We start from the raw sequence: 25,406 nt of genomic DNA, 5'->3' as shown, positions 1-25,406 counted from the left end.
GCCTTATCTGTCTTCTTAGTAAAAAATCACTGCAATACAGAAATATCCGCTACACGCAGGAATAACTCACGTAATTGCTGTAACAAGGCCTGACGGTTTAAGCGTACTGCGGCATCGTCGGCGTTGACCATCACTTTGTCGAAGAACTGGTCTACTACATCGCGCATGGCGGCCAGATGGCTTAAACCCTCGGCATAGCTGCTTGCCGTTGCCTGATAGGCTTGTTCAGCCACTATAGCCTTATACAGAGCTTGTTCGGCCTCTTCGCTTAGCAGAGCGCTATTGATGCTCTGTGGAATAGCTTCTGTCACTTTGGCCAGAATATTCGCAACCCTCTTATTGGCAGCAGCTAAAGCTAAAGCAGCGTCCAGTTTGCGGAATTCAGCAACAGCTTTGACACGGCGGTCGAAGTCGGCCGGATTGGTTGGACGGCGGGCTAATACAGCCTGAATCACGTCCACACCAAAACCTTCGCCTTCGTACCAGGCACGGAAACGGCCCAGCATAAAGTCCAGCACTTCATCTGACACAGTGGCTTGAGTTAACTTGTCGCCAAAAGTAGTTTTGCTGAATTCAATCAGTTCGATTAAATCCAGTGGTAACTGTTTTTCCACCATAATACGCAGCGCACCAATGGCAGCGCGGCGTAAGGCGAACGGGTCTTTATCGCCTTTTGGCGCCTGACCTATACCAAAGATACCCACCAGCGAATCCATTTTATCGGCAATGGCCACAGCACAAGCTTCGAGCTGGCTTGGCAGGCTGTCACCGGCAAAACGGGGTTTGTATTGCTCGTTCAGCGCTATAGCCACAGCTTCAGGCTCACCGTCCAGACGGGCATAATGCATACCCATCACGCCCTGCACTTCCGGGAACTCACCCACCATATTGGTCATTAAGTCAGTTTTGGATAACAAACCAGCACGTTCAGCGTGTTGGACATCTGCGCCTATTTTGCCCGCAATAAAAGCGGCTACTTTGGCGATTCGCTCTGATTTCTCTAATAAAGTACCCAGCTTTTGCTGGAACAATACAGTGCTTAATGCAGGCAGACGATCAACCAGTTTGGTTTTTGCGTCTGTAACAAAAAAGAACTGAGCGTCAGATAAACGTGGGCGTACCACTTTTTCGTTACCAGAGATAATCTGGCTTGGGTCTTTGCTATCAATATTAGCCACAAAGATGAATTTATTCAGTAACTTGCCATTGTTATCAACCAGCGGGAAATACTTCTGGTTGTCTTTCATGGTGGAAATTAACGGCTCAGCCGGCACCTGCAGGAAACGCTCCTCAAAAGAACCTACCAACACCACTGGCCATTCCACTAATGAGGCCACTTCTTCCAGCAACGCATCATCCATCAGCGCCACGCCGTTTAAGGCTTTGGCCTGAGCTGCCACGTTTTCAGCAATAATGGCTTTACGTTTGGCGAAGTCTGCAATGACATAAGACTGTTCCAGCGTGCTTAAATAGCTATCAGCGTTTTTGATTTCAACCAAAGCAGGTGCATGGAAACGGTGGCCATAGCTAACACGACCCGACTCTTTGCCCAAAATAGTGGCAGGCACTACCTCGTCACCTAATAACAAAGTGACAGTATGTACAGGACGGATAAATTCGGCGGTTGAATTGCCCCAGCGCATTGGCTTGGCAATAGGCAACTTAGCTAAAGCAGTGCTGATCACCGCTGGTAATAAAGAAGCTGTGCTTTCGCCTTTAATCAGCGCTTTATGGATCAGCCAGGCACCTTTGTCGGTTTCTAAACGTTCGGCCTGCTCAGCGGTAATACCGTTTGAAGCAGCCCAGGCTGCAGCCGCTTTAGTTGGCTTGCCATCGGCATCAAAAGCCGCAGCCAAAGCCGGACCACGTTTTTCCACTACTTTGTCTTGCTGTTGCAACGCCAGTTGATTGACACGAACAGCTAAACGACGTGGCGCCGCATACCAGTGGACCTCGCCATGGCTTAAGTTCTGCGTGGCCAGCTCTTCAGTGATATTGTCAGCAAAGGCAGTCGCCAGAGTTTTTAATGCTTTTGGTGGTAACTCTTCGGTACCAATTTCTACGAAAAAATCTTGCACAGACATTATGCCTCCTGCGTTGACTGGTTACGGCGCTTGCTATCACTACAGAGGGGAAAGCCTAACTTTTCCCGCGCAGCAAAATAGGCTTCAGCACAGGCTTTGGCCAGGGTGCGCACCCGCAGAATATAACGCTGACGTTCGGTCACAGAAATGGCGTGACGGGCATCCAGTAAGTTAAAAGCGTGCGAGGCTTTCATTACTTTTTCATAAGCCGGTAGAGCTAAACCTGCTTCAATCAGCTTTTGGCTTTCGGCTTCACACTGGTCAAAAGAAGCAAATAGCGCTTGTACGTCGGCATATTCAAAGTTGTAGGTGGATTGCTCTACTTCGTTCTGGTGGAATACATCACCATAAGTGACACGGCCTAAAGGACCGTCCGCCCAGACCAGGTCATAAATGCTGTCCACGCCCTGGATGTACATCGCCAAACGCTCTAAACCATAGGTAATTTCGCCTGTGACAGGACGGCACTCTAAGCCACCTACCTGCTGGAAATAAGTGAACTGAGTCACTTCCATGCCGTTTAACCACACTTCCCAACCCAGACCCCAGGCGCCTAGCGTTGGCGATTCCCAGTTGTCTTCAACAAAACGAATATCGTGCACTAGCGTATCAATACCCAGTTCACGTAAGGAACCTAAATACAGCTCCTGAATATTGGCTGGTGACGGCTTTAAGATCACCTGAAACTGATAGTAGTGCTGCAGACGGTTAGGGTTTTCACCGTAACGGCCATCGGTAGGACGGCGGCAAGGCTGCACATAAGCCACGTTGGTCGGCTCAGGGCCTAAAGAACGTAAGAATGTCATAGGATGGAAAGTACCGGCCCCTACTTCCATATCCAGCGGCTGAACAATAACGCAGCCCTGGCGTGCCCAATAATCTTGTAATGCCAGGATCAACCCCTGGAAGGTCTTCATATCGTACTTTTGCATTAGCCTGACCTTGCTGGTAAAAATGACTGAAAAGTATACCTATTTGCGGCGTCGAACTGTAGCGCTAAGCCGCGTTTTTTATGGGTTTTTTAAGCTTTATTAAATTAGAAAGGCTCCGTGAGGAGCCTTTTCTGTTTTCAAGCTTTACAGCTTACACGTCCAGGTTTGCAACCCGCAGCGCGTTTTCTTCGATAAAGTTACGGCGTGGTTCTACGTCGTCACCCATCAAGGTATTAAACAACTGGTCGGCACCTATGGCATCTTCAATAGTCACACGCAGCATGCGGCGGGTATTTGGATCCATAGTGGTTTCCCATAACTGTTCAGGGTTCATCTCACCCAAACCTTTATAACGCTGGATATATAAACCACGTTTCGACTCGGCCATTAACCATTCCAGTGCTTCAACAAAGCTTTCTACTGGTTTGATCTTTTCGCCACGGCGGACATAACCACCCTCTTCAATTAAGTCACGGATTGCAGTGCCTAATTCAACAATGCGGCCGTAATCGACTGACGTGATAAAGTCATAATGCAGCAGGTATTCATTGTCGATACCGTGCTGACGGATGATGACTTTTGGTATAAACAGCTGACGCTCACGGTCTTCTACAACCGCATAACCATAGCTTGAACCATCACCTTCACGTTCTTGTAAACGAGTAATGATGTTTTTGGCCCAAGTTTCGGCCAAAGCTGCGTCTTTGCACAGCTCAGGCGTAATGGCAGGCACATACACCAGTTCGTTTAATAAGTTCGATGGGATCTTACGGCTTAAACGAGTGATAGTGGCTGTGACCTTATGGTATAGCTGTACCAATGTTTCCAGCTGAGCACCGCCTATGCCTGGAGCATCGGCATTAACATGCAATGTCGCTTCATCCAGCGCCAAAGTCGTTAAGTACTCAGTTAAGGCCGGGTCATCTTTAATATATTGTTCTTGCTTACCTTTTTTCACTTTGTATAAAGGCGGCTGAGCAATATAGATGTAACCACGTTCAATCAACTCTGGCGTTTGACGATAGAAGAAGGTCAATAACAGAGTACGGATGTGAGAACCATCGACGTCAGCATCCGTCATCAGGATGATGCTGTGGTAACGGGTTTTATCCGGGTTGTATTCGTCACGACCTATACCACAACCTAAAGCTGTGATCAGGGTGCCTACTTCCTGCGAGGAAATCATCTTGTCGAAACGGGCTTTTTCTACGTTGAGGATTTTACCTTTCAGCGGCAGAATAGCCTGGTTTTTGCGGTTGCGCCCCTGCTTAGCAGAGCCACCCGCAGAGTCACCCTCTACCAGGTAAAGTTCTGATAAAGCTGGATCTTTTTCCTGACAGTCGGCCAGTTTACCCGGTAAACCAGCGATATCTAAGGCACCTTTACGGCGCGTCATTTCACGGGCTTTACGGGCCGCTTCACGGGCACGGGCAGCGTCTACAATTTTGCCGACGATAATTTTGGCTTCGCCCGGGTTTTCTAACAGATATTCGTTCAGTTTTTCATGCATTGCACTTTCAACTGCAGACTTCACTTCACTGGACACCAGCTTATCTTTGGTCTGAGAACTGAACTTAGGATCCGGCACTTTCACGCTGATAACAGCAGTTAAGCCTTCACGAGCGTCGTCGCCTGTGGCAGAGATTTTCATCTTCTTGGCGTAGCCTTCGTGCTCCATATAGGTGTTTAACACCCGAGTTAAAGCAGAACGGAAACCGGCTAAGTGAGTACCACCATCCCGTTGTGGAATGTTGTTGGTGAAACAATAAATACCTTCCTGGAAGGAATCGTTCCACTGCATCGCTACTTCTACAGAAATACCATCTTCTTCACGCTGAGAAGTGAAGTAAAAGGCTTTCTGGTGAACCGGAGTTTTAGTGCGGTTTAAGTACTGCACAAAAGCTTCGATACCACCTTCGTATTTGAAATGGTCGGTTTTGTCGTCACGTTCGTCGGTCAGAATAATACTGACACCAGAGTTCAGGAAAGATAGTTCGCGCAAGCGTTTGGCCAGAATATCGTAGTGGAAATTGATATCGCTGAAAATGGTTGGGCTTGGCCAGAAACGAATTGAAGTACCAGTGCCTTCAGTTTCACCTATCACGCCTAATGGCGCATCTGGCACACCTAAACGGTAGATTTGCGAATGCACTTTTTGCTTACGGCGAATGGTCAGCTCTAACTTGTCAGATAATGCGTTGACTACCGATACACCTACACCGTGCAAACCACCAGATACTTTGTAGGAGTTATCATCAAATTTACCACCGGCGTGTAATACCGTCATGATCACTTCAGCTGCAGATACACCCTCTTCATGCATATCTGTAGGAATACCACGACCATTGTCGCGCACTGATACTGAGTTATCGGTATGGATAGTTACCCATACATCAGTACAGTGGCCAGCTAAGGCTTCATCGATGGAGTTGTCGACAACTTCGAATACCATGTGGTGTAAGCCTGAACCGTCGTCCGTATCACCGATATACATACCGGGTCTTTTACGTACGGCATCCAGGCCTTTTAATACTTTGATACTCGACGAGTCGTAAATATGTTCTTCGGCCATCTTCATTCTGTCCGTATTGTTATCTGTCCGTGTTCCACGTGAAACAATGCTGGATTCACATCCGGTATTGCTGGCAGAACCTGATCAGTATTAATCGCTGAAATAAATACCTGCGAATTAATGGTGTTTAAAAAACTAAATATATGACGCTTGGAATTATCGTCTAATTCCGAGGCCAAATCATCAATTAATAACACTGGCTTTTTATGGCCATAGTTATAAATCACGTTACTTTGTGCCACTTTCAGCGCAAAGAGTAATACCTTGAGTTGTCCACGTGACAACACTTCTTCGACCGCCTGGCCCGCTACTTTCAGCTTTAAATCCGCCTTTTGTGGGCCAAACTGACAATGCCCTAAACGCAAATCTTGCAGAAAATTTTGCTGCAGTAACTGCTGTAATTGCTCTGGCGTTTCGATACGTTCTGGCCAGCCTGAATACAACTGCAGGGTTAAACCCGAAGCCCAGGGCGCATCAACCAATAGCGGCTGAACCGCTGTATCCAAAGCCGAAATATAACGCTGGCGCAACGCCTGTAATTCAAAAGCCAAACTGGCCAAGTTCTGGTCCCAGTAGGCATATTCATCGTTATAACGCTTTTGTGTTTTTAACAACGCATTGCGATGTTTCAACACTCGCTGCAATTTGCTCCACAAGGAATAGAAACTGTGTTCCACGTGAAACAATCCCATATCGAAAAACTGCCGTCTTTCTTTTGGACCTCCCAGTAAAAGCCTAAAGCTTTCTGGGGTAATTAATTGTACCGGCAACAATTGCGCTAGTTCAGATACGCGGTTCAGGTCTTCGCCGTTTAACCGCATCCGTAGCTCGCCTTCGCGTTCGCGCTGCAAGCCCAAATTTAATAACTGCTCTGCCATTTCAACTTTGGCATTCAGTAAAAATGCTGGTTGTTCGTAGCGGATCAGCTTTTCTGGCTTACTGCTGCGAAAAGAGCGGCCATGCGCCAAATAATAAATGGCCTCGAGCAAACTGGTTTTGCCGCTGCCATTTTCGCCATAAATCAGGTTTATCCCGGGACGAAACTCTAAATGAGCTTCGGCAATGTTGCGAAACTGCTGAATTCTAAGCGTATTTAATGCCATTCACTATAAACGCATTGGCATCACAACATACATGGCACCTGACTTAGCACCGACGCCTTCAATCAGCGCACTGGAGTTACCGTCACTTAAATGCAGCACCACCAGGTCGGTTGATAAGGTATTGAGTACGTCGAGCAAGTAGCCGACGTTAAAGCCGATTTCCAGCGTATCGCCCTGGTATTCCACTTCTATGCTTTCTTCCGCTTGTTCGTGTTCCGGGTTATTCGCCACAATCTGCAGCTCGCCTGAACTCAAAGTGAAACGCACGCCACGGTATTTTTCATTCGATAAAATAGAAGCGCGAACACAAGAGTCTTTTAACACATCGCGGTGTGCGGTCACCAGCTTAGTGCTGTTGCGCGGCAATACACGACGATAATCAGGGAAGCGGCCGTCAATCAATTTACAGCTGAAGCTGAACTGAGTGTCAGTTAAACGAATATGGTTTTGGCCTAAACTTAACGTCACCAGTTGATCATCAGCAATCAATAAACGCATGACTTCCAGCACGCCTTTGCGCGGAATAATGATTTGTTTTTGATGACCGGCCGTAGCAGCCAATTCAATAGAACTCATGGCCAGACGGTGACCGTCGGTTGCGACAGAACGTAAAGTGCCGTTATCTACTTCAAATAACAAACCGTTCAGGTAATAACGCACATCCTGGTTCGCCATAGAAAATGCAGTGTCATCTAATAAATGACGTAACTGACTGCGTGGCAACTGCAGCTCGACTTCACCTTGCCAGCTTTCTAAATTTGGATAATCGTTGGCACTTAAAGTCGATAAAGTAAATTTACTTTTGCCTGTGCTCACCACACAGTTATCGCCCTGCACTGTGACACTTAATAAAGAGGTGTCAGGCAAACTACGGCAAATATCCAGAATCTTTTTCGCCGGCACAGTTATACGGCCAGGGCTAATAAGTTGCTGGATAGGCGACATAGCCACCAATTCGATTTCTAAATCGGTACCGGTCAGGATCAGCTGGCCGTCTTCGCGCGCTTCAATCAACACATTGGACAAAATAGGTAAAGTATGGCGCCGTTCAATAGCACCTGACACCATTTGTAAGGGTTTGAGCAGAGCGTCGCGTTCAATAGTAAATTGCATCACCATTCCCTATTATGAAGACAATGTTCGAATTAAGTTTTGGAAATCTTCTTTAATTTCATGCGTCTCTTCTTTTAACGATTCGATTTTACGACACGCATGCAAGACTGTGGTGTGGTCACGGCCACCAAAAGCATCACCAATTTCTGGCAAGCTGTGGTTGGTCAGTTCCTTTGCCAAAGCCATCGCCATTTGACGAGGACGAGCGACTGAACGACTGCGGCGTTTCGACAATAAATCCGCCACCCGTATTTTGTAATACTCGGCCACAGTTTTCTGAATATTCTCAATAGTGACTAACTTGTCCTGCAAAGCCAGCATATCGCGTAATGCTTCGCGCACAAAGTCGATGGTAATAGGACGGCCAGTAAAATTGGCGTTGGCAGAAATACGGTTTAACGCCCCTTCTAATTCACGCACATTAGAGCGCAAACGTTTGGCGACAAAAAAAGCTACTTCTTCCGGCAAACGAATATTGATCTCCTGTGCTTTACGCATCAGGATCGCAACCCGAGTTTCCAATTCTGGTGGTTCGATGGCGATAGTTAACCCCCAACCGAAACGACTTTTTAAGCGCTCTTCCACGCCGTCTATTTCTTTTGGATAACGATCGCTGGTTAAAATGATCTGTTGGTTGCCTTCAAGCAAAGCATTAAAGGTATGAAAGAACTCTTCCTGGGAACGATCTTTTTTTGCGAAGAATTGAATATCATCGATAAGCAGCGCATCCACAGAGCGATAATAGCGTTTAAACTCTTCTATCGCATTGTTTTGTAAGGCTTTAACCATATCCTGGACAAAACGTTCTGAGTGCATATAAATCACTTTGGCATCAGGCTTTTTCGCCAGAATACCGTTACCTACCGCATGCAATAAGTGAGTTTTACCTAAACCAGTACCGCCATATAAAAATAGCGGATTATAAGCAGTGCCCGGATTGTCGGCCACTTGCTTGGCTGCAGCGCGCGCTAACTGGTTCGATTTACCTTCAACAAAGTTATCGAAGTTATGCTTCGCATTGACGTTGCTGTTCACTATAGTTTTTGGCGCTGGCTCAGGCATAGCGGCCACCGGAGCTGCAGCTGGAGCAACCCTTGGTAATTGATTCACAGGGCTAGCTAAAGGCTTTTGGGTTGAACCTACATCAAAGCGCAGCCGTGGCGCATGATCGCCACAATAGCCCTGGATCAGTTCATTGATCCGGTTCAGGTATTTGTCACGCACCCAATCCAGCACAAAGCGGTTAGGCGCATACAAAGTCAGTGCGTCATGCGAGCTGTCAGCTTGTAATGGACGGATCCAGGTTCCAAAATCACGAGCTGGTAGCTCGGCTTGGAGCGCTTCGAGGCAATTTTTCCAAACGGACTGATACACCATATCTCCAAAAGCCCCTAATAATTATTATTTAGTTAGGCAGGCGTAAGTGAAAAGAGCAGCATTATCATACGATCTTATCCACAAGTTCAATATTGACTTTTGCAAAAATGCGACGAGCGACAAAAACAATATGTAACCTATTGTTTTATATTGAAATAATCCTCTTATTCCATTTACTGATATGCAAGCGAAAGATCAGACCAAAGCGGTCCAAAAACCGCTGTTTTTTAAAACAACTCACATTTTATCCCAGTTAAGTGACCTGCCTTGTGGACAACTTTTAAAGATCAGTAAAAAATAATGATCAGATCAGCAGAAACAGAAGGATCTGCATTGACAACAGCTGCTGACCCGCTTAGAATTCGCGCTCTTTTTTAATCGCTGCGTTTTGGTTTTTACTAAAACACAGACCCTTAGTAAATATCGACCGGACGGACGAAGTTATGAAAAGAACATTTCAACCTAGCGTATTTAAACGTGCTCGCGTCCACGGCTTCCGTGCTCGCATGGCTACCAAAAATGGCCGTCAAGTGATTGCACGTCGCCGTGCTAAAGGCCGCAAGCGCTTAACAGTCTAGTCAGATTCGTAAGCGCTGCGTGGTCAGCTATACATTCAGCAGGGAGTTACGTCTGTTAACTCCCCGCGAATTCGACAACGTCTTCCAAAATCCTTTCCGGGTTTCTTCTCCTCTCTTTACTATCTTGTGCAAACCTAATCAGTCTGTTCATCCAAGACTTGGTCTGACTATTGCCAAAAAACGTGTTAAATTAGCCACGCATCGAAACCGCATCAAAAGATGTTCACGGGATAGCTTTCGGCTACACCAACATGAACTTCCACCTGTTGATTTAGTTTTGATGGTAAAAGGTGATATCAGCAATACGCCCAATGAAGAATTGCACAAGCAACTGGATAAGTTATGGGGCAAAATAGCTCGCCAATACAAAACACTGGTGCAAGACTGCTAATTTCCACCGTGCGTGGTTATCAGAAGTTGATCAGTCCGTTATTTGGACCCAGTTGCCGGTTTTATCCCACCTGTTCTCATTACGCCATTGAAGCCATAGAACGCTTTGGTGCTGTAAAAGGTGGTTGGTTAACTACAAAACGTTTATTAAAATGTCACCCCTTACATCCCGGTGGTGAAGACCCGGTTCCACAAAAGCAGAAAGAGACTAACTAACAGATGGATTCTCAACGCAGTTTATTAGTGATAGCCCTCGCCTTCGTGAGCTTATTGTTATGGCAGGCATGGCAAACCGATCACGCGCCTAAACCAGTCACTCCGGTCACTGAACAAAGCACAACCACTTCAGCAGGTTCAGCCGACTTACAATTAAGCAGTTCTGGTACTTCAGCTCAAGCTGCGGCGCCAGTAGCTACTCAACAAGTGATCACCGTCAGTACTGATGTATTAAAAGTACAAATCGACACTAAAGGTGGCGATATTGTTGATTTAACTTTACCAGCTTTTACTCTGACTAAAGACAGCGACCAGCCTTATCAGCTGATGCGTAAGTTGAACGGTTTTGAATACGTGGCACAATCTGGCTTATTGGCAGACGGTCCGGATGATAAACGTAATAGTGGTCGTCCTGTGTACAGCGTTGCACAAACCAACTACCAGTTAGCCAATGGCGAACAGCAAATAGTAGTACCTTTAACCTTTAACCATAACGGTTTAGAGATTGAAAAACGCTACATCTTTACCGCTGGAAAATATGATGTCCGGGTAGAATATTTGCTGAAAAATACCACTGCGCAAACGAAATTAGTGCAGTCTTACCAGCATCTGGTGCAAACCATTGATAACGGCAAAAGCAGCAGTATGATGATGCCTATTTATCGTGGTGGTGCTTTCTCTACTTCAGAAAAACGTTACGAAAAATATACGTTTGAAGATATGCAGGAAACTAACCTGGCTCAATCCACCAAAGGTGGTTGGGTGGCTATGCTGGAGCACTACTTTGTTGCCGCCTGGGTTCCGGAAAAAACTGCAGACAATCAGCTGTATAGCTTAGTGAATAACGGTAACGGCATTGTCGGCGTTAAAGGCCCTGAATTGACAATCCCGGCGGGAGAAAGCCTGACTATTGCTTCTACTTTTTATGCCGGTCCTAAGGATCAGGATAACTTAGCCGCTATTGCTGATGGTCTGGATTTGACTGTGGATTACGGCTTCTTATGGTTTATTTCTCAGACTTTATTCTGGTTACTGACCTTAATCCAAGGTTTTGTCAGCAACTGGGGTGTCGCCATTATTATCATCACCTTAATAGTCAAAGGTGTAATGTATCCGCTGACCAAAGTGCAGTATGAATCTATGGCTAAGATGCGTAATCTGAAACCAAAAATTGATGAGCTGCAGGCCCGTTACAAAGATGACCGTCAAAAGATGGGCCCAGCCATGATGGAGTTGTACCGCAAAGAAAAAGTAAACCCTATGGGTGGCTGCTTACCTATGCTGGTGCAAATGCCAATCTTCCTGGCTTTGTATTGGGTGTTTGTTGAGAGCGTGGAATTACGTCAGGCGCCCTTTATGTTATGGATCCAGGATTTATCCACCCAGGACCCGTACTACGTCTTACCAGTGCTGTTTGGTATCAGTATGTTTGTCATGCAAAAACTGACACCTATGACAGTGACGGATCCGATGCAGCAAAAAATTATGCTGTGGATGCCAGTAGTGTTCTCCGTATTCTTCCTGTGGTTCCCAAGTGGTCTGGTGCTGTACTGGTTAGTCAGCAACCTGATTTCTTTAGCCCAGATGCTGTATATCTACCGTGGTATGGAGAAAAAAGGTCTCTACACCAAAAGCTAAGGCTTAAGGTATACACTGTAAAGGCCTGTTTTCAGGCCTTTTTGTTTTTTTGAGTTTAAAAACGTTTGAGGTTTGATCAATGTACAGCACAGACACTATTGCCGCTCAGGCCACAGCCACAGGTCGTGCCGGCGTAGGAATTATCCGGGTATCAGGCCCTGCCGTATCCGCAGTGGCTTCTGCTATTCTGGGCAAAATACCAAAACCCCGTACTGCTGAATACCTGCCGTTTTTAGACGAACAAAAACAAACTCTGGATCAGGGCATAGCGCTGTATTTCCCTGGCCCAAATTCCTTTACAGGTGAAGATGTATTAGAACTGCAAGGCCACGGTGGCCCTGTGCTTTTAGATATGCTGTTGCGTCGTGTGCTGCAGATGAAAGATGTGCGGATAGCACGTCCTGGTGAGTTTTCCGAACGGGCCTTTTTAAACGACAAATTGGATTTAACTCAGGCCGAAGCGATTGCCGACTTAATTGACGCAAGCTCAGAACAGGCAGCCCGCTCCGCTATGCATTCGTTGCAGGGTGAGTTTTCTCGCAAAATCCACGACCTGGTGGAAAAAGTGATTTACCTGCGGATTTACGTCGAGGCTGCTATCGACTTTCCGGATGAAGAAATCGACTTTTTATCAGACGGCAAAGTAGCGGGTGATTTAGCGGAAATTATTGCTGATTTAGCAGGCATTCAGAAACAAGCCACTCAAGGCAGCATATTACGTGAAGGTATGCGCGTGGTAATTGCTGGTCGGCCTAATGCTGGTAAATCCAGCTTATTAAACGCTTTAGCAGGCCGTGAAGCCGCCATAGTGACTGAAATAGCGGGCACCACCCGAGATGTATTACGTGAGCATATTCATATCGACGGTATGCCTTTGCATATCATCGACACCGCTGGTTTACGTGAAGCCACAGACAAAGTGGAACAAATAGGCATAGAACGCGCCTGGCAGGAAATAGAACAAGCAGACCGCGTGCTCTTTATGGTTGATGGCACCACCACAAACGCCACCAGCCCGGCCGAAATCTGGCCAGATTTTATGTCACGTTTACCGAAAGATTTAGGCTTAACAGTGATACGCAATAAAGCCGACTTAACAGGCGAAACTACAGGTGCCAGTCAAGACGGTGACTATCCGGTTTTTCATATCTCGGCCAAAACCAATTCAGGTATTGAAGAGTTACGGGATCACCTCAAAGCCTGTATGGGCTTTGACGCCAATACCGAAGGTAGCTTTATCGCCCGACGCCGCCATTTAGACGCGCTGGAACGCGCTGCAGAGCATTTAGCCATAGGCGATGCTCAGTTACATAACCACTTAGCTGGCGAGCTGTTAGCAGAAGAACTGCGCCTGACTCAGCAACACCTGAATGAAATCACCGGCGAATTTAGTTCGGATGATTTATTGGGCAGGATATTCAGCTCGTTCTGTATCGGTAAATAACTGAATTTTAGCGGCCTCCCCGCATTGCCAGATGATCGCTGGCGGTGCGGCGGATAAGCAGCGTCAGTACTCCAGCCCCACATATCGTAATCCCACTTGCCAGTAGTAAACCTGAATCAAAACTGCCACTTTGTTTGGCCAGATAACCACTGATCGCAGGAGCTATCACTTGGGCTGTGCCATAACAAAGCGTCATCTTGCCCATCAACTGAGCGGGTTTTTCCGGTAATAAGCGCCCTGCCATAGTCAGCATTAAACTGACACAACCGACAAAACTGATGCCAAATAAAAAGGCACTGAACAATAACGCCAACGCCTGACTCCACAGCACAGGTAACACAATAGCCACAGCGTTCAAGAGCAAAGCCCAACGTAGACTGACTAAATAACCAGAACGTCGTGCAACCCTATCCCAGAAAATCGCTGCTGGTGCGGCACCTATACCTAAAGCAAAAAATGCCCAGTTACCAAAACCTGTTAGTTCTGCGTTTAAGCTCGCCATAGCGACAATAAAAGTGATAGTAACTACATAGCCATAACCGGCGCAGAAATACATTAAAAATAACGGCCAAAGGAAACTTCGGGGTAAAGCTAAGGGCGTTGCATCAGTGTTGTTGCCGGATAATGCCAGCTGTGGTGCGGGCAACCAGCGCCACGCCGGAATAATCAGCACCAATCCGAGTAAGCTAAGCGCCAGCCATTGCTGATCCCAACTCAAAGCCGCAGCGCTAAGCAGCTCTACGAATAAAGCCACTAAAGCTATGCCCAGACCCAAGCCTGCAAAATGTAAACCCAGTTCAGCTTTAGCGCCACGCGCAGCCAGCTGCTGTAAAATAAGACCTGAGGCCAATAACATTGAAGCTGCAGAACTTAAACCTGCCAGAAAGCGCCACAAGCCCCAAAATAGCGGGTCTGAACTATAAGCTGTGGCCAGTGTGCTAAGCACCGCAAAAACCAAACCTATACGATAGGCATAAAACTTCCACTGCCAGTCTTTTAACCGCACCGCCAACAATGCACCAGTAAAGTAACCTAGATAATTCACAGCAGCTAAATAGCCAGCCAAAGCTTCAGTAAGGCCTGCGCCGGACATTAAAGGAATAAGCGGGGTGTAGGCAAAACGCGCTATACCCAAACACAACAGCTGACTAAAAAAACCAGCCAACAGGAAGCGGCGCGCCACTGGATCAGACATACATTCCATTCTTTTAGCACTCGCACATTTTCATCAGATTGACAGCCCACCCAACGCAAAGCTATAGGCGAATAGTCGCAGAGATAAGCTGTTCGCCCACTTAACTTAAAAAGACAACAGCATCCTGAAGGCTATCAAGAGTAATACGCAGGCAAACAACTTCTTCAATAAGGCCGCAGGCACTATTGTGGCGAGCCGCACACCAAGTGGAGCTGCGACTACAGAGCCAATACTCATTCCAAGCACTGCAGGCCAATACACAGCACCAATCAGATCTGGATGAGAGAAAGGCGCAGTTTGCAGCATATAGGAGATGGCACCAAACACAGTCACAGGAAAACCGACGGCCACTGAACTGGCTACGGCTTTGGGCATTGCCATAAAACGATTTAAAAAAGGTACCATCAACACTCCACCGCCAGCACCAATAAAACTACCAGTGAAACCAACTAAAGCCGGAAACCAACGTAACCATTGAGCTGAGGGTGTTTTTTGCAACTGAGCAGTATTTGCTGATGGCTTTAACATAGAGAAAGCCACATAAAACAAAAAAGCGGCAAAAATGCACTGCAGCCATAAAGCTGGCAAACGTGTCACCTGCAAGGAACCAAGCACAACGCCAAATAAACTGGCCGGTAACATCAACCTGATCACCCCCCAGTTAATAGTGCCCTTTTGCTGATGCACCCGCAGTGAAGACACAGAACCTATAGCGGCTATCATCATGGAGCTCGCCAGAGCTATTACAGGGGAAACTTCTGCACTAAAACCTAAAGATGGCAACATAAAAGTTAAAAAAGGCACTGTCACCAAGGCCATGCCTACGCCTATCAGGCCCAACAATAAGCCACCAGCTACACCTGCCAGAATAAATAACGTCAGCACCCACAGATCCATAAATTCCTGCCTGAACTAAAAAGGCCAGCTGGTGCTGGCCTTGTCAAAATCTATATTCTATCTGGCATAAGTTGCGGTTAAGGTTGCTTTGCCCAGAGCTGTCGCATTGAGCATAAAACCTACGACGGCAGCGCTGGCACCATCTGGTACCCCTAAAGTAGCTTCAGGTAAAGCCCAGACGGTAAACTGATAACGATGCATGCCATGGCCTTCTGGTGGGCAGGCACCACCAAATTCTTTGATGCCATAGTCGTTGCAAAAACTGCGGCTGCCTGCAGGCAACTGGCCATTGCCTGCGCCTTGCGGCAATGAAGTGACAGTGGCAGGAATATCCAGAACTAACCAATGCCAAAAGCCTGAGCCTGTGGGCGCATCCGGATCAAACACAGTAATAGCAAAACTCTGAGTACCAGCTGGAGGGTTTTTCCAGCTTAACTCAGGTGATAAATTTGGGCCGTCACAACCAAAGCCATTAAATTCAAAGGTCTTCGCCATGAAATGGCCTTCTCGGATATCAGGGCTAGTCAGTTGAAATAAGGTAGATGTCATGCTTTTTCCTTAACTATGGATCAAAACAAAGAATTAGATTGTCAGTCTGAACTTTGCAGACAGTCAAATCCAGATTTTTGCGACTAACATAGTTCGCGGTGCTTTAGCTATGTTGCTGTAACCACTGATAAAACATCTGTTTTGGCATAGCACCTGATTGCTGCGCAACCAGCTTACCCGCTTTAAACAACATCAAGGTTGGAATGGAGCGAATCTGAAACTGCGCAGCCAACTGTTGTTGCTGTTCAGTATTTACTTTGGCAAACCGAAATTGTGGCTCTAATTCAGCAGCAGCCTGATTAAACACTGGTGCAAAGTTCAGGCAAGGCCCACACCAGCTGGCCCAAAAATCCACCACCACAGGCAATTCTGACTTTTGGATCTGATTGACAAAATTCTGTTGGGTGAGCTCTATGGGTTTTCCGGCAAACAGCGCGTCTTTGCACTGACCGCACTTAGGCTGATCGGCAAACTTTTCCGGCTGAACCCGGTTTAAAGTAGAACAATGAGGACAGGCAATAATCATGACTAGCTCCGGATTTAACTATTTAAACTACATATGGCCCTAGTATGGTTTTTTATAGAGCTATAGCTATAAAAAAACCGGCTTTCGCCGGTCTTATGTCTAAGGATGGACGGTACGTCGCAACTGTCTGGAAAGGTGTTGCGACGAATCCATACTTGTACGATTAATCTCTTGGTTTACGCGGTGCACGTGGAGCAGCACCTGGACGCGGACCTGGGCCGCCATCAGAGCGCTCAGTACGCTCACGACGTGGTGCCGAACTTGTGGCTGGTGAGCCAGTGTCCACACTGATATTCAGTTTCTGCTTACGCACATAAACTTTTTTCAGATGCTGCATAGTTTCAGCCGGGATATTGGCTGGTAATTCTACAGTACTGAAATGATCAAACAGCTTGATGTTACCGATAAACTGGCTATCGATGTTGGCTTCGTTGGCGATAGCACCAACGATGTCACCGGCGCGTACGCCATGTTCCTTACCCACTTCAATGCGATAATTGGTGTAATCACCTTTTAACTCACGACGTGGACGTGGTGGACGATCGCCGCGTTCAGCACGATCACCAGAACGTTCTGGTCTGTCACCACGGGCAAATCTATCGCGACCTGAAGACGGAGCACGATCATCACGGTCACGGCTATGCGGTTCACGGATTTCCGGGAACTGGTTAGCTACGTTTAACGGTTGATCTTTCTGCGCCATATACAACAGGGCAGCAGCCATATCTACATCGGTCGTTTCTAACTTTTCACGCCAATCGTTCACCAGATCCTGGAAGAAGCTTAAGTTTTTCGCTTCAATGGTCTGAGCTAACTGAGCACGGAAAGACTCGATACGACGTTGTTCAATCACCTGACCTGTCGGAAGCGACATTTTTTCAATCGGCTGACGGGTTGCATGTTCGATAGTACGCAATAAACGACGTTCACGTGGTGATACGAAAAGTATCGCTTTACCTTCACGACCAGCACGGCCAGTACGACCAATACGGTGTACGTAAGCTTCGCTATCGTATGGAATGTCATAGTTAATAACCAGACTGATACGTTCCACGTCCAGACCACGGGCTGCAACGTCTGTTGCCACTATCACGTCCAGCTGATCGGCTTTTAAACGACGGATGGTTTGCTCGCGGTGAGCCTGGTTCATATCACCGTTTAAGCAGGCCACTGCATATCCACGGGCGCCCAGCTTTTCTGCAATTTCTTCAGTCGCACTTTTGGTACGAACGAAAATGATGCTTGCATCATATTCTTCGCCTTCCAGAATACGGGTTAACGCATCCAGCTTCTGGTTATTGTCCAGCATCACATAACGCTGTTGAATACGTTCAACAGTAGAAGTCTTGGACTCAATTTTCACTTCAGACGCATTTTTTAAGTGCTTCTGAGCAATAGCGCGGATCTGGTTTGGCATAGTTGCAGAGAACATAGCCACCTGGCGGCCTGGCGGAGTCGCATCCATGATAGTTTGCACATCATCGATAAAACCCATACGCAACATTTCGTCGGCTTCGTCCAGTACTATGGCACGCAGTTTATCCAGCACTAAAGTGCCACGATCCAGGTGATCCATGATACGACCTGGCGTACCCACAATAACCTGAGAGCCACGTTTCAGTGCTTTTAACTGAGTGGTGTAGTTTTGACCGCCGTATAAAGGCAAAACATGGAAAGCCGGCATATAGCGGGCATAAGCCTGGAACGCTTCAGCAACCTGAATAGCCAGTTCGCGGGTTGGTGCCAACACTAAAATTTGTGGATCATTTTGGGCCGGATCTAAACGGGCTAATAAAGGCAGTGCAAACGCAGCTGTTTTACCAGTACCTGTTTGGGCTTGGCCTAGCAAGTCTTCACCAGCTAGTAACTTAGGAATAGCCGCTTCCTGAATTGGAGACGGATGTTCATAACCAAGTTCTAAAACTGCACGAAGAATAGGTTCCGGCAGCGCTAGCTGGGAAAAAGACATGGACTCGGACATATATTGTATAAACCTCAATAACACGCAGGCGAACGGTTTGTGCTATCGTAGATTTACTGAGCCTGCTTTGCAGTAAAAATACCCAAAAAGGTGCAAGAAGCATTCGCTTTGCACGTTTTAATTCCAGTAGTATAGCCAATCATTTCACTGACAATAGGATGCAGTATGATTGAGATCCTTGTGGGCAGCCAAATGGGCGCTGCGGAATATGCAGCAGAACAAGTAGCTGAAACTTTGGAAAAAGCGGGTTATGAAGTAAAACTTCACCTCACCCCTGATTTAACACTGTTAACCAGACATAGTATCTGGTTAGTCGTCACTTCGACGTATGGCGCAGGGGATCTGCCCGATAATATCCAACCTTTTGTGGATCAATTAGCACAAGATCAAACAGATCTTACCACAGTTTCCTACGCAGTGATCACTTTAGGTGATTCCAGCTACGATACTTTTTGTCTGGCCGGTAAAAAAATCTCTGACCTTTTTGCCTCTTTAGGTGCAAGTTTATTGTTACCAGGACTAGATATTGATGTTTTAACAGCTGAACTACCTGAAGATCAGGCTTTAGCTTGGCTGCCTGAATTTATCAAAACTCTGCCTTAAACTCTTCTTAGTTATACAGAACAGGATCTTTTACCCTTCATCACTCAAAGGCCCATAAACAAAGGGCCTTTCTTCTTTATAACCCGATCATGATCCACTTCTATATAATGAGGATCATACTTATGATCCAGTTACACATAGATATCCACAGTTTTCACTTATTTTTAGGTCTAATGTGTATAAGTGTAGTTATAACTTATGTAAAAGCTGGAGTTATCCTCTGTGTAACAAATCAGGTTTTAGGCCCTGTGTATAAAAGTGCTAGTTAAACACCGCTTGTTCGACTCAGGATCTTGTGTTGATCACAGGATCTGATCCTTTCTAACTGATTGATCTTCAAAACAGATCAAGGGTTACCCACAGAAAAGGCTCTGTATAGTAGTAAACATAATAAAAAGATCTCTTTAAAGATCCTTATATATTATTAGTGATCTTTCGAGGATCGTGATCGAATTTTATTCATTCCACAACGCCTCAGATCCAGTTACAATACGCGCCCTTTTTACAGAACTGGTTTTGAGTTCGAGGCCTATATGCTTTATCAGGAAACATTTGATGTCATCGTTGTTGGTGGTGGTCACGCCGGCACAGAGGCTGCACTTGCTGCGGCCCGCATGGGAATGCAAACATTATTGCTGACTCACAACGTTGAGACTTTAGGTCAGATGTCCTGTAATCCGGCCATTGGTGGCATTGGTAAAGGCCATCTGGTGAAAGAGATTGATGCTCTGGGTGGTGTGATGGCGAAAGCTACGGATCGTGCCGGGATCCAGTTCAGAACTTTAAACAGTTCGAAAGGCCCTGCTGTGCGTGCAACCCGTGCGCAGGCAGATCGTCAGCTCTATCGTGCAGCTGTACGTTTGGTGCTTGAAAACCAACCAAATCTGAAGATCTTTCAACAGGCCTGTGATGATTTGATCGTTGAAAACGATCAGGTTTGTGGCGTAGTGACCCAAATGGGGTTGAAGTTTAAAGCGAGATCAGTGGTGCTGACCGTAGGTACTTTCCTAGGTGGCCAGATCCATATTGGTTTAGAAAATTACAGTGGTGGCCGTGCTGGTGATCCGCCATCCATAGCTCTGGCTAGACGTTTACGTGAATTGCCTTTCCGTGTTGGCCGTTTAAAAACTGGTACTCCACCCCGTATTGATGCCAGAACTGTTGATTTTTCAGTGATGCAGGCGCAGCCAGGTGATAACCCGACTCCGGTGTTTTCGTTTATGGGATCCCACAAGGATCAACCCACTCAGATCCCTTGTCATATCACCTACACCAACGAGCAAACCCACGATATTATTCGTAACGGTTTAGACCGATCGCCTATGTACACTGGTGTGATTGAAGGCATAGGCCCACGCTATTGCCCTTCGATTGAAGATAAGATCACCCGTTTTGCTGACAAAGATAAACACCAGATCTTTATTGAACCTGAAGGTTTAACCACACACGAGCTGTATCCAAACGGGATATCTACCAGTTTGCCTTTTGATGTGCAGTTAAACCTGGTCCGTTCCATCAAAGGTATGGAAAACGCCCATATTACCCGCCCTGGTTATGCCATTGAATATGACTTTTTTGATCCACGGGATTTAAAAACCTCATTGGAAACTAAGTTTATCAAGGGCTTATTTTTTGCCGGTCAAATCAACGGCACTACAGGCTACGAAGAAGCCGGTGCTCAGGGCTTAATGGCCGGCATGAACGCAGCGCTTTTTGCTCAAGACAAAGATTCATGGACACCAAGCCGTGATCAAGCCTATGTCGGTGTGTTGATTGACGATCTGACGACTATGGGTACTAAAGAGCCCTATCGTATGTTCACCAGCCGCGCTGAATACCGTCTAATGTTACGTGAAGACAACGCCGATATTCGTTTAACTGCCAAAGGCCGTGAATTAGGTTTGGTTGACGATGCACGTTGGGCCGCATTTAACCTAAAAATTGAACAAATTGAATTGGAACGTCAGCGCTTAAAACAGCAGTGGATCCATCCTCAGCACGCGGCTTTGGCTGAAGTGAACCTGTTGGTGAAAACACCGCTGAGCAAAGAGGCCAGCCTTGAAGATCTGATCCGTCGCCCTGAAGTGAATTATCAGGATCTGATGAAAATTGATTTAATTGGCCCTGGCTTAGCTGACCCTGCAGCAGCTGAACAAGTTGAAATTCAAATCAAATACGAAGGTTATATCAATCGCCAGCAGGACGAGATCTCCAAGCAGGAGCGCAACGAAAACACCCGTTTGCCTGCAAACTTTGATTACAAAGCGGTGAAAGGTTTATCCAACGAAGTGATACTGAAGCTGAATCAGGTGCAACCTGAAACTATGGGTCAGGCGTCGCGTATTTCAGGCATCACGCCTGCCGCTATTTCGTTATTGCTGGTCTACCTGAAAAAACAGGGTTTATTGCGCAAATCTGCTTAAGCATTGGGATCATCATGCTGGAAATATTAAAAAAGCTGGTCGCACAGACCAGCTTAGTTTTATCTGAACACCAATTGCAACAACTGGTGGCTTATGTTCAACTGCTGGACAAGTGGAACAGTGCTTACAATCTGACCTCAGTGCGTGATCCGGAAGAAATGCTGGTGAAACATATTATGGACAGCCTGGCCGTGGCACCTTTTGTGACCGGACAGCGTATTATCGATGTCGGCACTGGCCCTGGTTTACCTGGTATACCACTGGCGATCGCTTTACCTGACAAGCAATTTTACCTGCTCGACAGCCTTGGTAAACGTATTCGCTTTTTAAATCATGTCAAATTACAGCTGAAACTACAGAACTTTGAAGCTATTCAGAGTCGGGTGGAAGATCATCAACCTGAAACAGGGTATGATGCGGTTTTAAGTCGTGCTTTTGCGTCAATGACTGATATGGCGAACTGGTGTCAGCATTTGCCAGCCGTTGATGGCCAGTTTTTAGCCATGAAAGGTGCTTTGGCTCAAGAAGAAATTGCAGCTTTGCCGAATTTTGTTAAAGTTGTCGGCAGTCATCCGTTACAGGTGCCAACACTGAACGCCGAACGTTATCTGGTGGTGTTGGAGAAAGTCTAATTTAATCAATTACGTATTGGGGTCCTTGTGGGAAAAGTCATAGCTATTGCAAACCAGAAAGGTGGTGTGGGCAAAACAACCACAGCGGTCAATCTGGCTGCCTCTATGGCCGCAACCAAACGTAAGGTGCTGCTGATTGATTTAGACCCTCAAGGCAATGCCACTATGGGCAGCGGTGTCGACAAATACGCCGTACCTGCCAGTGCCTATGAATTACTGGTCGAAGAAAAACCTTTTGCTGAAGTGGTGGTGAAAGAAACCGCTGGTGGTTATCACCTGGTTGCTGCTAATTCTGATGTGACAGCGGCTGAAGTGCGTTTATTGAATGTGTTTGCCCGGGAATTACGTCTACGAAATGCGCTCAAAGATGCCCGCCAACAGTACGATTTTATTTTTATTGATTGTCCGCCCGCACTAAACATGCTGACGGTGAATGCGATGGCAGCCGCCGACTCAGTGCTGGTGCCTATGCAATGTGAATACTACGCCTTGGAAGGCCTGACAGCCCTGATGGATACCATCAATCAGCTGACCTCAGTGGTCAATGCTGACCTTAAAATCGAAGGTATATTGCGGACCATGTACGACCCGCGCAATCGTCTGGCCAATGATGTGTCTGAGCAGCTGAAGCAACATTTTGGCGATAAAGTTTACCGCGCCGTGATCCCGCGTAATGTGCGATTAGCCGAAGCGCCGAGCTTTGGTACTCCGGTGATGTATTACGACAAAGGTTCAACAGGTGCTAAGGCCTATCTGGCGCTTGCTGGCGAAATTTTACGCCGCGCCGATAAAAAAACTGTAAAAACCTCCACTCCTGCCTAATTGACAAGGAATACAACTGAAGATGTCGGTAAAAAAACGTGGCTTAGGCCGGGGCTTAGACGCTTTACTCACCACTAAACCTGTGTCTGATCAACAGAATGGCGCCAACTTATCTTCAGCGCAGCAAAGTGAATTGCAAAAGCTGCCTATTGAATGGCTCAAGCCTGGTAAATACCAACCACGTAAAGATATGTCTCAGGATGCGCTGGACGATTTAGCCAGTTCTATTCGTTCTCAAGGCGTAATTCAGCCCATTGTCGTGCGTCAAATCGGCGAACAGTCCTACGAAATCATCGCGGGTGAGCGGCGCTGGCGTGCCAGCCAGTTGGCACAACTTGATGTTATTCCTTGTATTATCAAAGATGTGCCTGACGAAGCCGCTGTTGCTATCGCTCTGATTGAAAACATTCAGCGCGAAGATCTGAATGCAATGGAAGAAGCTATAGCTCTGCAGCGTTTGTTATCCGAATTTGAACTCACTCATCAGCAAGTCGCTGATGCTGTGGGTAAATCGCGCGCCAGTGTGACTAATTTGTTACGTCTGAATCAACTGAATGACGATGTGAAGTTATTGCTGGAACATGGTGATATTGAAATGGGTCATGCCCGTGCTTTATTGGCATTGGATTCTTTTCAGCAATCCGATACCGCCCGTATAGTTGCAGCAAAACAGATGACGGTGCGTGATACTGAAAATCTGGTGCGCCGTCTGCTTGAACCTGCGCCTGAAGCCACTCCAAAAGTAAAAGACCCGGATGTCAGTTCGCTCGAGCAACGCTTAAGTGAACGTTTTGCCGCTCCTGTTGAGATTAATTACAACAAAAAAGGCAAAGGCAATCTGGTGATTTCCTACAGCAGCTTAGATGAGCTGGAAGGCATACTGAACAAATTACAGTCAGAGTATTCTGAATCCTAGCTTGTAATTTTTCACTATCTCAGACAAAAGTTGCAGTAAGCCCGCTTTTTCTTGCAAAAAAAAGGCAGATAAGTATACTTGCGACGGCATTTTAACTGCGGTTTACAGATGGTTCAGACTGAGCAAATTACAGTGGCCTCACACCAAGAAAATAAAAAACAGGCCTATAAATTTGTTGTTTTTCAACTGGCTCTGACGTTTTTGATTGCCGCTGGTTTCTTATATTTTGGTCAGCCAGAAGCAAAATCAGCCCTAAAAGGCGGACTTATTGCTGTAATTGCTAATGTAGTATTTGTTTTTTTATCGTTTAAAGTGGATGCATCACAAAATCAAGAAGTGGCCAGGCAGATGATGCAAAAAGCCGTATCCCTGAAAACGATGATCAGTATTTTATTATTTGCAGCTGTTTTAAGTGGTTCGGCCATTGAAGCCGCCCCTTTTTTGTTGACCTACGCTATCGTAGTGATGCTGCAATTTTGTACAGGTTTCTTTTTTAAACATTAACTATTGGGACTAAAAATGGCAGCAGGCGAAGAGATTACTCTCACCGGTCATATTCAGCACCACCTTACCAATGCAAAAATGTGTACTGTCGATGGCAGTGTCGCGTTTAACAAAGCATGTAGTGAGGCTGGCTTCTGGACATGGCACATTGATACCTTGGCATGGTCTATTGGTTTAGGTTTGCTTTTTTTGTTTTTATTCAAAAGAGCAGCCACTAAAGCCACTGTGGGCGTACCTGGTAAATTCCAGTGTTTTATCGAAATGGTTGTTGAATTTGTAGCCAACAACGTGAAAGACACTTTCCATGGTAAAAGCAAACTTATTGCTCCGTTAGCCCTGACGATTTTCGTTTGGGTGTTCTTAATGAACCTGATGGATCTAATCCCTGTTGATTTCCTTCCAGCATTTGCCGGTTATGTCGGCGAAGTTGGTTTTGGTGTTGACTCTCATGACGTCTACATGAAAATCGTACCAACCACAGATATCAATATGACGGCAGCTCTGGCTATCGGTGTATTTATGCTGATGATTGGTTACTCCATTAAAATTAAAGGTGTAACAGGTTTTATTAAAGAACTAACTCTGCACCCTTTTAGCGCTTCAAACGGTTTTGTTCAGGCGTTATTAGTACCGTTCAACCTGTTATTAGAATTGATCGCATTAGTTGCTAAGCCTTTCTCGCTGGCACTGCGTCTGTTCGGTAACCTGTATGCCGGCGAGCTGATCTTTATCCTGATCGGTGCTGTTGGTCTGATGCAGTTACCACTGCACTTTATCTGGGCTGTATTCCACATCCTGGTTATCGTGTTACAAGCTTTCGTATTTATGATGCTGACCATTGTTTATCTGAGCATGGCCAGTGCTGATAATCACTAGAAGATTTCGCTTTAACTTTAACAATTGAAACTTTG

Annotated in this window: 23 protein-coding genes; 12 read left to right on the top strand and 11 right to left on the bottom strand. The window is 46.3% G+C overall.

Annotation, left to right across the window (positions count from 1 at the left end; genetic code table 11):
• Nucleotides 1–26 precede the first annotated feature (26 nt).
• From glyS to dnaA, 6 genes are all read right to left on the bottom strand, one after another.
• Nucleotides 27–2,084, bottom strand: a complete 2,058-nt coding sequence (gene glyS / locus WH43_RS07250; RefSeq protein ID WP_053423971.1) for a glycine--tRNA ligase subunit beta — start codon at nt 2,082–2,084, stop codon at nt 27–29.
• Nucleotides 2,084–3,016 carry a glycine--tRNA ligase subunit alpha gene (glyQ, locus tag WH43_RS07245; RefSeq protein ID WP_053423970.1) on the bottom strand — a complete coding sequence of 311 codons (933 nt, stop codon included), beginning with the start codon at nt 3,014–3,016 and terminating at the stop codon, nt 2,084–2,086. The genes glyS and glyQ overlap by 1 nt, the downstream gene beginning before the upstream one ends.
• Before the next feature lie 151 nt (nt 3,017–3,167).
• Nucleotides 3,168–5,588 (bottom strand): DNA topoisomerase (ATP-hydrolyzing) subunit B, encoded by a 2,421-nt coding sequence (gene gyrB, locus WH43_RS07240; protein WP_053423969.1) that lies wholly within the window; start codon nt 5,586–5,588, stop codon nt 3,168–3,170.
• A gap of 2 nt (nt 5,589–5,590) precedes the next feature.
• The gene (gene recF / locus WH43_RS07235; protein ID WP_053423968.1) at nt 5,591–6,691 is read right to left on the bottom strand and encodes a DNA replication/repair protein RecF; all 1,101 of its coding nucleotides are present in this window, start codon (nt 6,689–6,691) and stop codon (nt 5,591–5,593) included.
• Between the two features lie 3 nt (nt 6,692–6,694).
• A complete protein-coding gene (gene dnaN, locus WH43_RS07230; RefSeq protein ID WP_053423967.1) occupies nt 6,695–7,804 on the bottom strand; it encodes a DNA polymerase III subunit beta in 1,110 nt (369 codons plus the stop codon).
• Nucleotides 7,805–7,816: 12 nt separating this feature from the next.
• The gene (gene dnaA / locus WH43_RS07225; protein WP_147904610.1) at nt 7,817–9,178 is read right to left on the bottom strand and encodes a chromosomal replication initiator protein DnaA; all 1,362 of its coding nucleotides are present in this window, start codon (nt 9,176–9,178) and stop codon (nt 7,817–7,819) included.
• A gap of 446 nt (nt 9,179–9,624) precedes the next feature.
• Between dnaA and rpmH the strand changes: the two genes are divergently transcribed.
• From rpmH to mnmE, 5 genes are all read left to right on the top strand, one after another.
• Nucleotides 9,625–9,759, top strand: coding sequence for a 50S ribosomal protein L34 (gene rpmH / locus WH43_RS07220; RefSeq protein ID WP_053423965.1), 135 nt, complete (start codon nt 9,625–9,627; stop codon nt 9,757–9,759).
• Nucleotides 9,760–9,778: 19 nt separating this feature from the next.
• On the top strand, nt 9,779–10,150 hold the full coding sequence (gene rnpA, locus WH43_RS19780) for a ribonuclease P protein component (RefSeq protein ID WP_082101823.1): 372 nt from the start codon (nt 9,779–9,781) through the stop codon (nt 10,148–10,150).
• Nucleotides 10,102–10,365 carry a membrane protein insertion efficiency factor YidD gene (yidD, locus tag WH43_RS07215; RefSeq protein ID WP_008897166.1) on the top strand — a complete coding sequence of 88 codons (264 nt, stop codon included), beginning with the start codon at nt 10,102–10,104 and terminating at the stop codon, nt 10,363–10,365. Before rnpA ends, yidD begins: the two co-directional genes overlap by 49 nt.
• 3 nt (nt 10,366–10,368) lie before the next feature.
• Nucleotides 10,369–12,003, top strand: a complete 1,635-nt coding sequence (gene yidC, locus WH43_RS07210) for a membrane protein insertase YidC (RefSeq protein WP_053423964.1) — start codon at nt 10,369–10,371, stop codon at nt 12,001–12,003.
• 79 nt (nt 12,004–12,082) lie between these two features.
• A complete protein-coding gene (mnmE, locus tag WH43_RS07205) occupies nt 12,083–13,447 on the top strand; it encodes a tRNA uridine-5-carboxymethylaminomethyl(34) synthesis GTPase MnmE (RefSeq protein WP_053423963.1) in 1,365 nt (454 codons plus the stop codon).
• A 7-nt stretch (nt 13,448–13,454) separates the two neighbouring features.
• On the opposite strand, the gene WH43_RS07200 is transcribed toward mnmE, so the two are convergent.
• The 5 genes from WH43_RS07200 to WH43_RS07180 all read right to left on the bottom strand — a co-directional run bounded on the left by WH43_RS07200 (nt 13,455) and on the right by WH43_RS07180 (nt 18,595).
• Complete coding sequence (locus WH43_RS07200) at nt 13,455–14,642, bottom strand: YbfB/YjiJ family MFS transporter (RefSeq protein WP_053423962.1); 1,188 nt, start codon at nt 14,640–14,642, stop codon at nt 13,455–13,457.
• A gap of 105 nt (nt 14,643–14,747) precedes the next feature.
• Entirely contained in the window at nt 14,748–15,539 is a 792-nt protein-coding gene (locus WH43_RS07195; RefSeq protein WP_053423961.1) for a sulfite exporter TauE/SafE family protein, read from the bottom strand.
• Between the two features lie 57 nt (nt 15,540–15,596).
• On the bottom strand, nt 15,597–16,088 hold the full coding sequence (locus WH43_RS07190) for a YbhB/YbcL family Raf kinase inhibitor-like protein (RefSeq protein ID WP_053423960.1): 492 nt from the start codon (nt 16,086–16,088) through the stop codon (nt 15,597–15,599).
• A gap of 103 nt (nt 16,089–16,191) precedes the next feature.
• Entirely contained in the window at nt 16,192–16,614 is a 423-nt protein-coding gene (trxC, locus tag WH43_RS07185; protein WP_053423959.1) for a thioredoxin TrxC, read from the bottom strand.
• 163 nt (nt 16,615–16,777) lie between these two features.
• The gene (locus WH43_RS07180) at nt 16,778–18,595 is read right to left on the bottom strand and encodes a DEAD/DEAH box helicase (protein ID WP_286049558.1); all 1,818 of its coding nucleotides are present in this window, start codon (nt 18,593–18,595) and stop codon (nt 16,778–16,780) included.
• A 165-nt stretch (nt 18,596–18,760) separates the two neighbouring features.
• Between WH43_RS07180 and mioC the strand changes: the two genes are divergently transcribed.
• The 7 genes from mioC to atpB all read left to right on the top strand — a co-directional run bounded on the left by mioC (nt 18,761) and on the right by atpB (nt 25,371).
• On the top strand, nt 18,761–19,198 hold the full coding sequence (gene mioC, locus WH43_RS07175) for an FMN-binding protein MioC (protein WP_053423957.1): 438 nt from the start codon (nt 18,761–18,763) through the stop codon (nt 19,196–19,198).
• 533 nt (nt 19,199–19,731) lie between these two features.
• Nucleotides 19,732–21,621 (top strand): tRNA uridine-5-carboxymethylaminomethyl(34) synthesis enzyme MnmG, encoded by a 1,890-nt coding sequence (gene mnmG, locus WH43_RS07170; protein WP_053423956.1) that lies wholly within the window; start codon nt 19,732–19,734, stop codon nt 21,619–21,621.
• Between the two features lie 14 nt (nt 21,622–21,635).
• On the top strand, nt 21,636–22,253 hold the full coding sequence (gene rsmG / locus WH43_RS07165) for a 16S rRNA (guanine(527)-N(7))-methyltransferase RsmG (protein ID WP_053423955.1): 618 nt from the start codon (nt 21,636–21,638) through the stop codon (nt 22,251–22,253).
• Between the two features lie 27 nt (nt 22,254–22,280).
• Nucleotides 22,281–23,075, top strand: coding sequence for a ParA family protein (locus tag WH43_RS07160; protein WP_053423954.1), 795 nt, complete (start codon nt 22,281–22,283; stop codon nt 23,073–23,075).
• Nucleotides 23,076–23,097: 22 nt separating this feature from the next.
• The gene (locus tag WH43_RS07155) at nt 23,098–23,991 is read left to right on the top strand and encodes a ParB/RepB/Spo0J family partition protein (RefSeq protein ID WP_053423953.1); all 894 of its coding nucleotides are present in this window, start codon (nt 23,098–23,100) and stop codon (nt 23,989–23,991) included.
• Between the two features lie 108 nt (nt 23,992–24,099).
• Complete coding sequence (locus tag WH43_RS07150; RefSeq protein WP_053423952.1) at nt 24,100–24,495, top strand: ATP synthase subunit I; 396 nt, start codon at nt 24,100–24,102, stop codon at nt 24,493–24,495.
• Nucleotides 24,496–24,510: 15 nt separating this feature from the next.
• Nucleotides 24,511–25,371 (top strand): F0F1 ATP synthase subunit A, encoded by an 861-nt coding sequence (gene atpB / locus WH43_RS07145; RefSeq protein WP_053423951.1) that lies wholly within the window; start codon nt 24,511–24,513, stop codon nt 25,369–25,371.
• Nucleotides 25,372–25,406 lie beyond the last annotated feature (35 nt).

Origin of the sequence: Rheinheimera sp. KL1, from assembly GCF_001275035.1 — a bacterium.
GTDB lineage: Bacteria > Pseudomonadota > Gammaproteobacteria > Enterobacterales > Alteromonadaceae > Pararheinheimera > Pararheinheimera tangshanensis.
Note: the sequence above shows the minus strand (reverse complement) of the source record. Positions and strands in the feature narration are given on the sequence as shown.

What these genes read in the sequence shown, in the direction of transcription:
- glyS (WP_053423971.1), bottom strand. Translation starts at nt 2,084, where the DNA reads ATGTCTGTGCAAGATTTTTTCGTAGAAATTGGTACCGAAGAGTTACCA.
- glyQ (WP_053423970.1), bottom strand. Translation starts at nt 3,016, where the DNA reads ATGCAAAAGTACGATATGAAGACCTTCCAGGGGTTGATCCTGGCATTA.
- gyrB (WP_053423969.1), bottom strand. Translation starts at nt 5,588, where the DNA reads ATGGCCGAAGAACATATTTACGACTCGTCGAGTATCAAAGTATTAAAA.
- recF (WP_053423968.1), bottom strand. Translation starts at nt 6,691, where the DNA reads ATGGCATTAAATACGCTTAGAATTCAGCAGTTTCGCAACATTGCCGAA.
- dnaN (WP_053423967.1), bottom strand. Translation starts at nt 7,804, where the DNA reads ATGCAATTTACTATTGAACGCGACGCTCTGCTCAAACCCTTACAAATG.
- rpmH (WP_053423965.1), top strand. Translation starts at nt 9,625, where the DNA reads ATGAAAAGAACATTTCAACCTAGCGTATTTAAACGTGCTCGCGTCCAC.
- yidD (WP_008897166.1), top strand. Translation starts at nt 10,102, where the DNA reads ATGGGGCAAAATAGCTCGCCAATACAAAACACTGGTGCAAGACTGCTA.
- yidC (WP_053423964.1), top strand. Translation starts at nt 10,369, where the DNA reads ATGGATTCTCAACGCAGTTTATTAGTGATAGCCCTCGCCTTCGTGAGC.
- mnmE (WP_053423963.1), top strand. Translation starts at nt 12,083, where the DNA reads ATGTACAGCACAGACACTATTGCCGCTCAGGCCACAGCCACAGGTCGT.
- WH43_RS07200 (WP_053423962.1), bottom strand. Translation starts at nt 14,642, where the DNA reads ATGTCTGATCCAGTGGCGCGCCGCTTCCTGTTGGCTGGTTTTTTTAGT.
- WH43_RS07195 (WP_053423961.1), bottom strand. Translation starts at nt 15,539, where the DNA reads ATGGATCTGTGGGTGCTGACGTTATTTATTCTGGCAGGTGTAGCTGGT.
- WH43_RS07190 (WP_053423960.1), bottom strand. Translation starts at nt 16,088, where the DNA reads ATGACATCTACCTTATTTCAACTGACTAGCCCTGATATCCGAGAAGGC.
- trxC (WP_053423959.1), bottom strand. Translation starts at nt 16,614, where the DNA reads ATGATTATTGCCTGTCCTCATTGTTCTACTTTAAACCGGGTTCAGCCG.
- WH43_RS07180 (WP_286049558.1), bottom strand. Translation starts at nt 18,595, where the DNA reads ATGTCCGAGTCCATGTCTTTTTCCCAGCTAGCGCTGCCGGAACCTATT.
- mioC (WP_053423957.1), top strand. Translation starts at nt 18,761, where the DNA reads ATGATTGAGATCCTTGTGGGCAGCCAAATGGGCGCTGCGGAATATGCA.
- mnmG (WP_053423956.1), top strand. Translation starts at nt 19,732, where the DNA reads ATGCTTTATCAGGAAACATTTGATGTCATCGTTGTTGGTGGTGGTCAC.
- rsmG (WP_053423955.1), top strand. Translation starts at nt 21,636, where the DNA reads ATGCTGGAAATATTAAAAAAGCTGGTCGCACAGACCAGCTTAGTTTTA.
- WH43_RS07155 (WP_053423953.1), top strand. Translation starts at nt 23,098, where the DNA reads ATGTCGGTAAAAAAACGTGGCTTAGGCCGGGGCTTAGACGCTTTACTC.
- WH43_RS07150 (WP_053423952.1), top strand. Translation starts at nt 24,100, where the DNA reads ATGGTTCAGACTGAGCAAATTACAGTGGCCTCACACCAAGAAAATAAA.
- atpB (WP_053423951.1), top strand. Translation starts at nt 24,511, where the DNA reads ATGGCAGCAGGCGAAGAGATTACTCTCACCGGTCATATTCAGCACCAC.